A 13,194-nucleotide genomic window follows, 5' to 3' on the forward strand; every position below is an offset into this window, starting at 1 on the left:
CGCCGGTCTTCTGTCCCCGCCGTCCGCTACGGTCGTCTCACGAGGTGAGGCCGATGACCGACGCCGATTCGGTGGTGCCGCTCGAGCGTGTCGTGCCGCCGCTGCATGCGGGCGAGCGTGAGGCTCTGGTCCTGCGCCTCGACTTCCTGCGCGAGACGGTCGTCAACAAGGTGGCCGGGCTGAGCCTGGCGCAGGCCACCACGGCGCCGGTCCCGCCCAGCACGCTCACCCCGGCCGGCATCGTCCGCCACCTCATGGGCGTCGAGCGGTGGTGGTTCGCGTTCACCTTCGCGGCGTTACCCGAGGTCACCGACCCCTGGGCCGGCGACGACGGCGGCTTCGAACTCGAACCGGGCGAGACTCTGGCCGCCATCGTCCGCAGCTACCTCGCCGAGTGCGCCCGCTCCAACGAGCTCATCGCCACCCACACCCTCGACGACGTCGCCCGCCGCGAGGGACACGAGTTCGACCTGCGCTACGCCGTCCTGCAACTCGTCGAGGAGACCGCGCGGCACTGCGGCCACCTCGACCTCCTCCGCGAGGCCATCGACGGCACCGTCGGCCAGTGAGGGATCGTCACGCCAGGTCGCCTTCGAGCGGGTAGTGGGCGTGCGGATCGGGGTTCGGTGGACACGCGGGGTCGGGCTCGAGGTGCACCTGGCGCGACCCGTCGCCGGTGTACCAGAGCAGCACCGTGCCGCCGAGCGGCGGCACCTCGGTGAGCGCGAGCGGGATGGTCTGCCGGTGCTTGCGCGGGCCGGCGGGGGTGTCGAACCGAGCAGTGAGGATGAACAGCGGCTTCTCGCCGCGGGGGTCGACCTTCTCGCGGAGGGCGATGTGGGTCACGCGCCCGACGGTCTTCGTCCCGGTGGCGCGCAGCCGCTCGGCCCGCGCCAGACGTCGTGCCGGGGCTCCGGAGCGCCAGTGCGCGCGCACCCAGGCGGCAACCGCGGCCGCGGAGCAGGCGAGCAGGCCGACGAGGTGATAACCGGCCAGTTCGGGATGCTGGAACACGAGCACCAGGCAGGCCAGGGCCGCGCCGGCGAACCCGGACGCCGGCAGCCGCCCGGAGCCGTCTCCCGACGCGATCACCAGATACACGACGGCCCAGAGCCCGGCGTTGGCGAAGACGACGAGCATGACGCTCGCCTCGTCCAGGCCCAGCCACGCCAGAGCATCCAGCCGCGCGACCTCCTGCCCGCGCGACGCCAGAGCGAGCGTGCTCCAGACCCCCACTAACGCGGTGACGAGGACCGCCGGACGCAGCATCCGATGCGTCATCCGCGACCACCTCCTCCGCGCCAGGCTAGGGCGGCGTCGGCCGCCTACCGATCACGAGTCAGGGGTGGCTCAGTCGACGAGTCTGAGGCGGATGCGGCGGAAGCCGCGGCCCTTGTTCTCGACCTTGGCCACCTCGACCCGGCCGATCTGGCGGGTCGAGGCGACGTGGGTGCCGCCGTCGGCCTGGAGGTCGAGGCCGCGGATGTCGACGAGGCGGATGTCCTGGAGGTCGGGCGGCAGCAGGTCGGTCGCCGTCTTGACGATGGGGCCGAGCGCGTAGGCCTCGTCGCGCGGCAGCACCCGGACGTCGATGACGCGGTCGGCGGCCACCTCGGCGTTGAGCTTCTCCGTCAGGTCGTCCTTGAACCCGGCCGGCACCTCGGCGAGGTCGAAGTCGAGGCGCGCCTGGCCGGGCTCCATGTTGCCGCCGGTCACCGGCACGCCGAAGTCGCGGGCCATGACGCCGCAGAGCACGTGCAGCCCGGAGTGCGTCCGCATGAGCAGGCTGCGCCGCTCGTCGTCGACGGCGCCGCGGACCCGGGTCCCGACCGGCGGCAGCGGGTCGCCCGGCTCGGGGACCAGCCACAGGTCGTCGCGCGGGCGGACGCCGGCGATGCGGGTGGTGACGCCGCCCCAGAGCAGCACCCCGTGGTCCGGCGGCTGGCCGCCGCCGCCCGGGTAGAACGCGGACCGGTCGAGGACCAGCCCCTCCTCCGGGTCGCTGGCGAGGACCGTGCAGTCCCACTCCCGCAGCGTCTGGTCGTCCAACTCCAGGCGGTGGGTCCGTCCGTGATGGTCGTGTCGCACCTACGCGAACGTACTCGTGCCCGCGACGTCAGGGAAGGCTGATCGCCACGTATTTGGTCTCGAGGTACTCCTCGATCCCCTCGGCGCCGCCCTCGCGGCCGAACCCGCTGGCCTTGACGCCGCCGAAGGGTGCGGCCGGGTTGGAGACGATGCCGGCGTTGAGACCGACCATGCCGGCTTCGAGCCCTTCGCTGACCCGCAGCGCCCGCTGCAGGTCGCGGGTGAAGACGTACGCGACCAGCCCGTACTCCGTCGCGTTGGCGCGGGCCACCGCGTCGTCGTCGGTCGAGAAGGTGGTGACGGGGGCGACCGGGCCGAAGATCTCCTCGGTCAGCAGCCGGGCGTCGTCGGAGACGGAGGCGAGGACGGTGGGCTGGTAGAAGTAGCCGGCGTCGCCGGTGCGGCCGCCGCCCGTGACGACCTTCGCGCCGCGGTCGACGGCGTCGGCGACCAGCTCCTCGACGGTGCCGCGCTGCTTCTCGCTGACCAGCGGGCCGACGTCGACGCCGTCGTCGGTGCCGCGGCCGACCCGCAGCGCCGCCATGCGCTCGGCCAGCTTGTCGGTGAACTCGGCGGCGACGGACTCGTGGACGTGGAAGCGGTTGGCCGCGGTGCACGCCTCGCCGACGTTGCGCATCTTGGCCAGCATGGCGCCGTCGACGGCGGCGTCGAGGTCGGCGTCGGCGAAGACGAGGAACGGCGCGTTGCCGCCGAGCTCCATCGAGACGCGCAGCACCTGCTGGGCGGACTGCTCGATCAGCGTGCGCCCGACCGCCGTGGAGCCGGTGAACGACAGCTTGCGCAGCCGCGGGTCGCGGATGATCGGCTCGGACACCGCGCCGCTGGACGACGTCGGGATGACGTTGAGGACGCCGTCGGGCAGGCCGGCGTCGCGCAGGATGCGGGCCAGCGCCAGCATGGACAGCGGCGTCTCGTGCGCCGGCTTGACCACCATGGTGCAGCCGGCCGCGATGGCCGGGGCGATCTTGCGGGTGCCCATGGCCATCGGGAAGTTCCACGGCGTGATGAAGAACGACGGGCCGACCGGCTGCTTCATGGTGAGTAGCCGGCTGCCGCCCGCGGGCGCGACCGAGTAGCCGCCACTGACCCGCACGGCCTCCTCGGAGAACCAGCGCAGGAACTCCGCGGCGTAGGCGATCTCGGCCTTCGACTCCTTGACCGCCTTGCCCATCTCGAGCGTCATGAGCAGCGCGAGGTCGTCGGACTGCGCGGTGACGGCCTCGAACGCGCGGCGCAGCAGCTCGCCGCGCTCGCGCGGCGGGGTGGCGGCCCACGACGCCTGTGCCTCGGCGGCCGCGGCCAGCGCCGCCAGGCCGTCGTCGACGGTGGCGTCGGCGACGGTGGTGACGACCTCACCGGTGGACGGGTCCTCGACGTCGAACCGCTCGCCCGACGACGCGGCCCGCCACTGCCCGCCGATCAGCAGCTCGGTGGGCACCCCGGACACCACGGCACGTTCCCTGTCCGCACTCATGCCTCCATTCCTACCCCGCCGGCCGTGCCATGTCTGCTCCCCCGGTCCTCGGGCGTCTTTGCAATGAGCACCTGTACGCATCGATGCGTATCGGTGCTCATTGCAAGCGTCAGCGGCCGGGCAGGGTCAGCTCGGGGCCGGGCACGAGGAGGGCCAGGCCGTCGACGTCGAGTTCGGCGCTCAGCGTGTACGTGCCGCCGGGCAGTCCGGACAGCACGTGCAGGTACCGGACGCCGACCCAGCGCAGGTCGTGCCGGGCCACCTCGGCGCCGGTCGCGTCGCGGACGACGAGGACGGCGGCGTCGGCGGGCGCGCCGGGCGCGGACGGACCGTCGAAGGCCAGCGTGACCGGCCGGATCCGGCCGCTGCCGGTGACGGCCCACTCCGGCGCCCACCGCTCGACGGCGGCCGGTGCGGACGCGGCCGACTCGCCCGCGGCGTTCGCGGCGACGGCGGTCAGCTCGTTCGGGCCGACGGTGACGGGCACGGCCGCGCGCCAGCTGCCGTCCGTCGCGGTGACGGCGGTCGCGACCGGCTCGCCGCCGGCCAGCACCGTCACGGTGGACGGCCAGTCGGCGGTGCCGCTCGCCTCGACGGTGCCGGTGACGGTGACGGCGGGCGCGGTGAGCGACGGCGTGCCGGGAGCCGTCAGCGTCGCGTCGCGGGCCCAGTCGACGGCGTTGAGCAGCAGCCGCCCGCCGTCCTCCGTCCAGCCGCGGCCGGGACCGACGGCGCCGGTGACCGCGCTGGCCGACAGCACGACCTCGACGCTGCGGGCGGTGCGCCAGTCGTACCCGGCGGCGATCCCGCCGGCCGGCGACGAGAGCGACGCCAGCGGCCGCCCGGCGTACGACGCCAGCGCGCTGTAGTAGCCGCCGTCGGTGATCAGCGTCGCCGGGTCGGACAGTCCGGCGAACAGGTCGTGCGCCGGGTCGAAGCCGGCGATCGTCACCGGGCCCTCGCCGTAGCCCTGCGCCCCGACGACGACGCGGTCGGTGTACGCCTCCAGCAGCCGGACACCGCCCTGGCCGACACCCCACGTACCGGTGAAGACGAGGCTGGTCTCGGCCGCGTCGGCCGCGGTCAGCACGCCGTCGAAGGTCGCGCGGTCCGGCTCGCCGCCGTTCACCACCACCACCTCATAGTCGTCCAGGCTCCCCGCGGCCACGGTCCAGTCCAGCGGCGCCGCCGCCACGCCTTCCGAGCGCAGGAAGCCGGTCACCGCGCCGCCGACGTCGCCGAGCACGCCGACGTCCAGCGGCTCCAGCGACACGTCGAGCGTCGCGGTGGCGTCGGCGGTCACGGTGACGGACGCGGTGGCGGGCAGGTGGCCGGCGGCGGTCACCGTCACGGAGTAGGCGCCTTCGAGCAGTCCGTCGACGGCGTAGGCGCCGGTGTCGCCGGTGGTCGCGGTCCAGCCGTCCGGCCCGGTCGCGGTGAGGACGGCGCCGGCCAGCGGGTCGCCGTCGGCGGACGTGACGGTGCCGGCGACGCTCCCCCGCGGCAGCGGCGTCAGCGCGACGTCCAGCGTGACCGTCCCCGACGCCGGGACCTCGACGGTCCGCGTCGCGGGTGCGTACCCGAACGCCTCGACCCGGATGGTGTGCGTCCCCGCGGCCAGCCCCAGCACGTACCCGCCGGACGCGTCGGTCGTCGCCGAGACCGCGGCCTCCACCGCCGTCACCGTCGCACCGCTGACGGGCACGCCGTCCGCCGTCACCACGCCGGTGACCTGGGCCTGTCGCGCCTCGGTCGCCCACGCGACCGCGTTGAGGTAGAGGTCCGCGGCGGCGTCGGTCCAGCGGTCGCCGGGCCGGCCGTAGGAGCTGGCCGCGAGCCCGCCGAGCAGGATCTCGACGCTGGTCCCTGACGTGAACCGGTACCCGAACGCGTCGCCCAGCACGGTACCGTCGGCCGCCCGCAGCGACCCCACCGTCGTGCCGCTGTACCCGGACCAGGTCAGGTACTGCTGGTTGCCGCCGGGGTTGACCAGCAGCGGGACCGGCTCGCCGGGCGCGTACCCGGCGAAGATCGGGTGCGCGGCGGACGGCACGACGTCGACCACCTCGGGCACGAAGTCGTACGCGACGTCGGCCGGATCGCCGCGCAGGTCCGACAGCGCGCCGATGGCGTACCCGCCCCACTGCCCGGCGTAGATCACCGACACCCCGGCCGCCTCGGCGGCGTCGGCGACGGCGCCGAACGCCTCTCGCTCGGAGGTGAGGACGGTGCCGTTGAACACGATCAGCCGGAAGTCGCCGACGCGCTCGGCCAGCCCGGCCAGTTGTGCGCCGCTGACCTGCTCGACGGCGTACCCCTCGCCCTGCAGCAGCCCGGTGATCGACGACGACAGGTCCTTCACGACGGCGACCGGCAGCGACGCCCGCAGCCGGACGTCGACGGTCGCCGTCGCCCCGTCCGGCACCGTGACCGGCCGCTCCGCCGCCTGGAACCCGGCGGCCGTGACCCGCAGCGTCCACGTGTCGGCCGGCACGCCGGGCACGGTGAACGTGCCGTCGGCGGCGGTGGTCGTGGCCAGCGGGCTGCCGAGCAACTCGACCTGCGCGCCGCCGACCGCCGCGCCGTCCGGCCCGACGACCGTGCCCGCGAGGGTGCCCGCCGGTCTGGCGGCCAGCGCGATCGGCCGGGTCAGCACCTGACCGGCGGCGACGGTGACGGGCGCCTCCGCCGCGACGTGCCCGAAGCTCTCCGCGCGCAGCGTCCACGTGCCCGGCGCCAGCGGGACGACGAAGCTGCCGTCGCCGGACCGCGCCGGCACCGTCTCGCCGGTCTCGGCGACGGTGACGGTGCCGGTCAGTGCCGTGCCAGTGGCGTCGGTCAGGGTGCCGCGCACCTCGGCGCCGAGCCGCTCGCCGTCCAGCGCGTAGCCGAGCGCGTTGCGCAGCAGCCGCTCCGCCTCCGGCGCCCACGCCAGCCCGGCCTGCGTGCCGTAGGCCGGGTAGCCGTACGAGCTCACCGAGAGCGTGCCGATCAGCACGTCGACCGCCCGTGCGCCACGGTGCCGGACCCCGGCGAGGCCACCGCCGGACCCGTCGTCACCGCGCACCGTCGCGACCGTCGTGCCGCTGAAGTCGTCGAACCAGGAGAACTCCGCGTCCGCCTCCATCAGCGGGAACGTCGCCGGCAGCCCAGCCAGCAGCGGGTGCTCGGGCATTGCGGCGGAGGCCGTGACGGCGCCGTCGTCGCGTCCCTCCCCTTCGGCGCCCGGGTCGCCGTCGTAGCCGGACAGGTACCGGAACGCGCCGCGGCCGAACTGGTCCAGCCAGATCGCCGGCACGCTGGCGCGGTTCAGCGCGTCGTCGAACGCGGCCCAGCCCGCGGCGCCGGGGTCGAACCCGGAGAACGAGGCGAAGTTGCCGACCACGAGGTCAAGGTCACCGACGGCCGCGGTGTCGGCCCAGGTCAGCGCCCGCGGCTCGTAGCCCCAGTAAGTCAGGTACGCGGCCAGCCGGCCCTGGTAGTCGTCCAGCACACCGACCGACGGCGACGACCGCAGCTCGGCGTCCCCGGCGGCCTCCCCGCCGACCTCGACCGTCACCTCCACGCGCGTGCGCACGTGCCCGTCGGCGACCACCTCGACCTCGTAGTCGCCCGGCTCGACCAGGCCGAGCGCGTACGTGCCGTCGTCGGCGGTCGTGGTGGTCAGCGGCGTGCCGAGCAGCGCGACCGTCGCGCCGGCGATCGGGTCGCCCAGCGCCGACGGGCCGGTGATGTCCGTCTCGCCGGTGATCCGGCCGCGGATCGTCCCGGTGTCGGCCGGGGTCAGCTCGACGTCGAGGGCGGTGACGCCGTTGCGGGCGACGGCGACGGCGTGCTCGGCCGGCTTGTAGCCGAACGCGCTGATCCGCAGCGTGTAGTCGCCGGCCTCCAGCGGGACGACGTACGCGCCGGCGGCGTCGGCGCTCACCGTCCGGCCGGTCTGCGCCACCTCGATCGTGGCCGGCACCGGGACGCCGTCGGCGCCGCGGACGGTGCCCTCGACGCTGCCCAGCCCGGGCGCGGCGGCCCAGCGCACGGCGTTGACGTAGAGCGCGCGGCCCTCGTCGGTCCAGTCCTCGGCCGGGCTCTGCAGCACCGTCGCGGCGAGGCCGGACAGCAACAGGTGGACGCTGCCCGGGGTACGCGCGGTGAACGCGGCGCCGACGCCGCGGTCGCCGCCTTCCTCGGTGACGGTGTGCGCCAGCGGGGTACCGGAGTAGCCGACGATGGCGGCGCTGTACCGATCGGCGAGCAGGATCTCCGGCTGTGCGGACAGGCCGGCGAACAGCGGGTGGTCCGGGCGCGTCGGCGCGAACGAGACCAGGCCCTCGCCGCTGATCGGCGTGCTGCCGGCCGGGTCGCCGAGATACTTGCGCAGCAGCCGGGCGCCGCCGTCGGAGCTGAACCGGTCGTCCGGGAACAGGCCGCTGACCTGCGCGGCGTCCATCGCGTCGAGGAAGCCGAGGAACGTCGCGGCGCCCGGGTCCGGCGGGTCGTTGAACACGACGAGGTCGAACTCGCCGACGCGGGCGGCGTCGGTGAACGCGATCGGCTCGGCGGCGATCTCCGCGGCGGTGAGCAGCGCGACGATGCCGTCGCTCCCGTAGTCGCCGATGACGCCGACCCGCGGCGACGGCGCCAGCTCGACGTCCGCGACGGCCTCCTGACCGGCGACGACCTCGACGGCGGCGGTGGCGGTGAAGTGCCCGGCGGCCGAGACCCGCAGCTCGTACGTCCCGCCCGGCACGTCCGCCAGCGCGTACGTCCCGGCCGCGTCGGTGCTGGTGGTCAGGTCCGTGCCGGTGACGGCCACCTGCGCGCCCGCGACCGGTGCGCCGTCGCGGCCGCTGGTGACGGTGCCGCGGATCGCGCCGAGCCCGGAGCCGGCCAGCGTCGCGTCGACGGTGAGCGTGCCGCCCGCGGTGACCGCGACGTTCCGCTCGACGGGTGTGCTGCCGGGCCGGGTGAACCGGACCGTGTGGTCGCCGGGTTCGAGCAGCAGCCGGTAGCCGCCGTCGGCGGCCGTGGTGGCGTCGTGCCCGCCGGCCGCGACGGTGACGCCCGCGAGCGGGGCGCCGGTCTCGTCGGCGACGGTGCCGGTGACCAAGCCGAACTCCGCGTCGGCGGCGTAGCGCACCGCATTGTCGAGAATGGTGAACGCGGGCGGCAGCCAGTCGTCGTCCGGGATGCCCCAGCTGGCGGCCGCGGCCAGCGAGCTGAGCAGCACGTGCGCGCTGCCGGTGCCGCGCGGCGCGTAGCCGATGCCGCCGCCGGCCGCGCCCGTCTCGTCGGTGTGCAGCTCCGCGACCGTCACGCCGGAGTAGCCGCTGAACGCCGACCACGCCGAGCCCGTGACCAGCAGCTCCGTCCGCTCGCCGAGCGCAAGCCCGGCCGTCAGCGGGTGCTCCGTGGTCGGCAGCAGCGACACCCGGCCGCTGCCGCTGAGCTCGTCCGGCGCGTCCTGCGGATCGCCGGTGTAGTCGATGAGGTGGTTGATCGCGCCCCAGCCCAGCGACCACTGGTCCAGCCAGACGACGCTGGTGCCGGCCGTGTCGGTGGCGGCGAGGAACGCGTCGAACGCCTCCTGGCCCGGCTCGGTGCCGTCGGCGCCGTTCGCCACGACCACCTCGAAGTCGGCCGGCCGCGCGGCGACGTCGGCGTAGTCGGCGGCCTGCGCGGCGAAGCCGAGATCCTCGAGGACGGCGAGGATGCGGCCGCGGTCGTCGCCGACGACGGCCACCTCGTACTTCGTCAGCGTGAGGTCGGCGGTCGTGGACTGACCGGCGGCGACGGTGACGCGTTGGCGCAGCGGCGCGTAGCCGGGCAGCTCGGCCGTGACGGTGTAGGTGCCGGCCGCGACGCCGTCGAAGCCGTAGCCGCCGTCGGCGCCGGTGGTGGTCGGGTCGAGAGGGGTGCCGGCCAGCGTCACGGTGACGCCGGGCAGCGCGGCGCCCGCCTCGTCGCGGACGACACCGCCGACGGCGCCGGTCTCGACGGCGGTCAGCGCGGCGTCGATCGTGACGGTGGCGCCGGCGGCCAGCTCGACCGTCTCGGTGTGCGTGCTGAGGCCGTAGGACGCGACGGTGACGGTGTAGGTGCCGGGCGGCTCGGTGAGCTCGAACGCGCCGGTGTCCGGGTCGGCCGTCGTCTCGGCGCCGGTCTCCTCGATCCGTACCGTCGCCGCGACCGGCCCGTCCGGCCCGGTGGCGGTGCCGCGGATGGCGCCGGTCGGATGGAACGCGAACACGGTGCCGCGGACGTCCGCGCTGACCAGCAGTCCACCGGCGTAGGCGGGCGACGTCGTCACGTTGCCGCCGGCCGGCGCCTCCCAGGCCAGCGCGCCGGTGGCGGCGTCGAGCGCCCAGATGCGGTGGTCCAGCTGCGAGCCGCCGACCACGAACCCGTCGTCGGTGACCATGACCGATGCGCTGACCGCGCCCGACACCGCGTACTGCCAGACCTGCTCGCCGGTCTCTCGGTCGTACGCCACGACCAGCCCGAGGCCGTGCGACCCGGCGATCACCAGGTCGCCGTAGACCGCGGGCGTGCTGCCCTGGCCGTCGCCGTGCGTCGTGGCCTCCCAGAGCAGCGTGCCGGTGGCCGCGTCGACCGCGAGCAGGCTGCCGCCGCCGTCGCCATCCGTCGTCGGGACGAACACGGTGCCGTCGACGATGCTCGCGCCGCCGATGAAGTAGTCGCGCTCGCGGGCCAGCGTCCAGCGGAGCGCGCCGGTGGCCGCGTCGAGCGCGATCAGCTCGCCGTCGTCGGCGTTCCCGACGATTGCCAGACCCGCACCGACCGCCGGACCGGCGAACACCGAGGTGCCCACGTCGGTGGCCCACAGCTGCTGCCCCGTGGCCGCGTCCAGTGCGAACACGGTGTCCTCGCGGTCCTGCGACGGGCCGGTGGCCGCGTAGACGACGCCGTCGACGACGCTCGGCGCGGTGTAGACGGTGAGCCGGCCCGGTGTCGGGACCGCCCACCGCTGGGCGCCGGTCGCCGCGTCCAGCGCGACCAGTCCGCCGTCCAGCCCGCCGCCGGTCACGACGAGGTCGCCGGCCACCGCGGGCGTGCCTCGCAGCGCGTCGCCGGTCTGGTGCGACCACAGCCGCTCGCCGGTGCCCGCGTCGTAGGCGGACAGCCGGCCGGCGTCGGAGCCGAGGAACACCCGGCCGCCGGAGATGACCGGCGACGCGAACGTGACGGCGCTGCCCGCGGCGGCGGTCCAGCTCGGCTGCAGCGTCTCGGCCGCCAGGGCGTCGCCGCTCATGCCGCTGCGGGTGGCGTTGTTCTGGTACTGCGTCCAGCCCGGATCGCTGGGCTGGTCGAGCGCGTCGAGGGCGACGTCGAGGTGGGCGTCGCCGTCGAGCGTCAGCTCCTGGGTGCGCGGCTGGTGGCCGGCGGCTGTGACCCGCACGGTGTACGTGCCGGCCGCGACGTCGTCGAACCCGAAGCCGCCGTCGGCGCCGGTGGTCGCGGGGTCGAGCGGGGTGCCGCCGAGCGTGACGCGGGCGTGCGCGACCGGCCCCGCGGGTCCGGTGACGGTTCCCGTGACGGCGTGCGTCGCGGCGGCGTCCAGCCGCGGGTCGAGCGTCGCCGTTTCGCCGATCGCGACGCTGACCTGCGCCGTCGCCGTCACGTACCCGTACGCCGACGCTGTCACGTCGTGCTCGCCGGCCGCCGTGGGCAGCGCGTACGTGCCGTCGTCGGCGGTCGTGGTCGTGTCGTCGCCAGCGGTGATCGTGACGCCGCCGAGCGGGTCCCCGTCGCCGTCGGTGACCGTCCCGGCGATCGTGCCCGAGTAGGCCGCCCGGGTGACCGCGGCGAACGCGTCGACGATGCCGGCGCCGTAGCTGTCGTTCGGCAGGTCGCCCATGTGCGGCTCGGTGCGCGCGGTGTCCTCGAGCAGCGCGCGGACGTCGTCGATGGTGAGGCCCGGGTTGGCCGACAGCATCAGCGCGACGACGCCGGTGGCGTGCGGCGCGGCCATCGAGGTGCCGGAGATGGTGTGATAGCCGTCGTCCTCACCGTCCGGGAGGTCCCGCGGCCAGGTCGACCGGATGCCGGCGCCGGGCGCGCTGACCTGTGGTTTCCGGTACCGCTCGCCGTCCCAGACGGCCGGGCCGCGGCTGGAGAAGCTCGCGACGACGTCGTTGACGTCGGTGGCGCCGATGCCGATGGCGTTCGGGAAGCTGGCCGGCGAGCCGACCGTGCCCGGCGCCGGGCCGTTGTTGCCGTTGGCGAAGATCGGCACGATGCCGGCCGCCTCCCACGCGGCCACGTCGTCCCAGAACGTCGTCGCGCCGCCCGCGTCGGAGCCCCACGAGTTGTTCACGACGTCGGGCGCGGCAGCTGGGTCGCCGCCGGGTGCGAGCATCCACTGGAAGCCGTCGTGGATGATCGACTCGGTGGTGCTGCCGGAGTCGCGGAAGATCTTCGCCGCGATCCAGGTGGCGCCCGGCGCGACGCCGGTGAGCTCGCCGGGCGCGGTGCCGACGATGCTGCCGGTGACGTGCGTGCCGTGCCCGCTGCCGTCGCCGGGCGCCGGGTAGTTCTCGCCGGTCGGGACGTACCAGCTCTGTGCAGGGTCGCCGGTCGTGCCCCGCCACGACGCGCTGAGCGCCGGGTGCCCGCCGTCCGCGCCGCCGTCCATGATCCCGACGACGACGCCCTCGCCACGCACGCCGTACTCGCCCCAGACATCCGGCGCGTGAATCTTCTCCAGGCTCCAGCTCGGCAGCAGCGGCTCGCCGGGACCGGGCTCGATCGGTTCCTCGAGCGTGATCTCCTCGTCCAGCTCGATGCTCTGGACGTCGGGGTGGCTCTCCAGCGCGGCCAGTGTCGCGGCGTCGACCGTGGCGGCGATGCCGTTGAAGATCCAGTACGGGGTGACGGCGGTGGCTCCGCTGCCGGCGAGCAGGTCGAGCACGGCCGGCTGCGTCGCGTCGGCGGTGTCCTGGAGCTCGGTGACGACGGTCTCGGCACGGGCCGCGCTGGCCTGCTCGGCGACGGCGCGTTCCGCCTCGGGCCCGGTGGAGCGCAGGCCAGCCCGCGCGTCCTGCGCGGCCGCCGTCGCCGCGTCGTCGGCCCGCTCGGCGACGGCGGCGAGGTCGGCCTGGTCGCGCAGCCGGATGATCACCGGGACGGTGCCGCCGTCGGCCGCGGCCGAGCGGACGGCCGCCTCGACGCCGGCCGGTGCCGCGCCATCCCCGTCCGCCGCGCCGTCCCCGCCGACCCCGCTCTCGCCGCCCGCCGCGCTGTCGCCGTTGTCCGGCGCGCTGCTCCCGGGGTCCGGCGCGCTGCTCCCGGGCGCGGCGTCGTCGTCCAGGCCGGCGCCGAAGCCGGCCGGATCGATCGGCAGGCCGGCGGTCAGGTCGGCCGCGACGCCGTCGGTCGCGTCGGCGGCCTTCGTGACTGCCGCCCGCACCGGAAGTGATCCGGACGCCGTCGCCGTCGGCGGTGCCACCCCCAGCGCCAGCAGCGGCGCCAGGAGCAGCGCGGATGAGCGAGCAAGCAGGGTGCGCACTGGCATGGTGACCGCCCTTCACCACGAAGTCAGCACCCGACGGCCCGAACGATCCGGACAATCGGTGCATTGTGGTGCGCAACGG

Annotated in this window: 5 protein-coding genes; 1 reads left to right on the top strand and 4 read right to left on the bottom strand. The window is 75.2% G+C overall.

Annotated features, from left to right (window positions below; all coding sequences use genetic code 11):
- Positions 1–53: 53 nt before the first annotated feature.
- Entirely contained in the window at positions 54–569 is a 516-nt protein-coding gene (locus BLU82_RS28395) for a DinB family protein (RefSeq protein WP_092624258.1), read from the top strand.
- Between the two features lie 7 nt (positions 570–576).
- Here the strand turns inward: BLU82_RS28395 and BLU82_RS28400 are convergent, their stop codons facing one another.
- The 4 genes from BLU82_RS28400 to BLU82_RS28415 all read right to left on the bottom strand — a co-directional run bounded on the left by BLU82_RS28400 (position 577) and on the right by BLU82_RS28415 (position 13,115).
- Complete coding sequence (locus BLU82_RS28400) at positions 577–1,281, bottom strand: hypothetical protein (protein WP_157741306.1); 705 nt, start codon at positions 1,279–1,281, stop codon at positions 577–579.
- 69 nt (positions 1,282–1,350) lie between these two features.
- Positions 1,351–2,088, bottom strand: a complete 738-nt coding sequence (locus BLU82_RS28405; RefSeq protein ID WP_092624260.1) for an alanyl-tRNA editing protein — start codon at positions 2,086–2,088, stop codon at positions 1,351–1,353.
- Positions 2,089–2,116: 28 nt separating this feature from the next.
- Positions 2,117–3,583 (bottom strand): NAD-dependent succinate-semialdehyde dehydrogenase, encoded by a 1,467-nt coding sequence (locus BLU82_RS28410; RefSeq protein ID WP_092624261.1) that lies wholly within the window; start codon positions 3,581–3,583, stop codon positions 2,117–2,119.
- A gap of 109 nt (positions 3,584–3,692) precedes the next feature.
- Entirely contained in the window at positions 3,693–13,115 is a 9,423-nt protein-coding gene (locus BLU82_RS28415; protein WP_157741307.1) for a carboxypeptidase regulatory-like domain-containing protein, read from the bottom strand.
- Between the last annotated feature and the right edge of the window lie 79 nt (positions 13,116–13,194).

This window comes from Jiangella sp. DSM 45060, assembly GCF_900105175.1.
GTDB lineage: Bacteria > Actinomycetota > Actinomycetes > Jiangellales > Jiangellaceae > Jiangella.

Bases quoted from the DNA above. Each gene is read 5' to 3' on its own strand.
- BLU82_RS28400 (WP_157741306.1), bottom strand. From the start codon at position 1,281: ATGACGCATCGGATGCTGCGTCCGGCGGTCCTCGTCACCGCGTTAGTG.
- BLU82_RS28410 (WP_092624261.1), bottom strand. From the start codon at position 3,583: ATGAGTGCGGACAGGGAACGTGCCGTGGTGTCCGGGGTGCCCACCGAG.
- BLU82_RS28415 (WP_157741307.1), bottom strand. From the start codon at position 13,115: ATGCCAGTGCGCACCCTGCTTGCTCGCTCATCCGCGCTGCTCCTGGCG.
- BLU82_RS28395 (WP_092624258.1), top strand. From the start codon at position 54: ATGACCGACGCCGATTCGGTGGTGCCGCTCGAGCGTGTCGTGCCGCCG.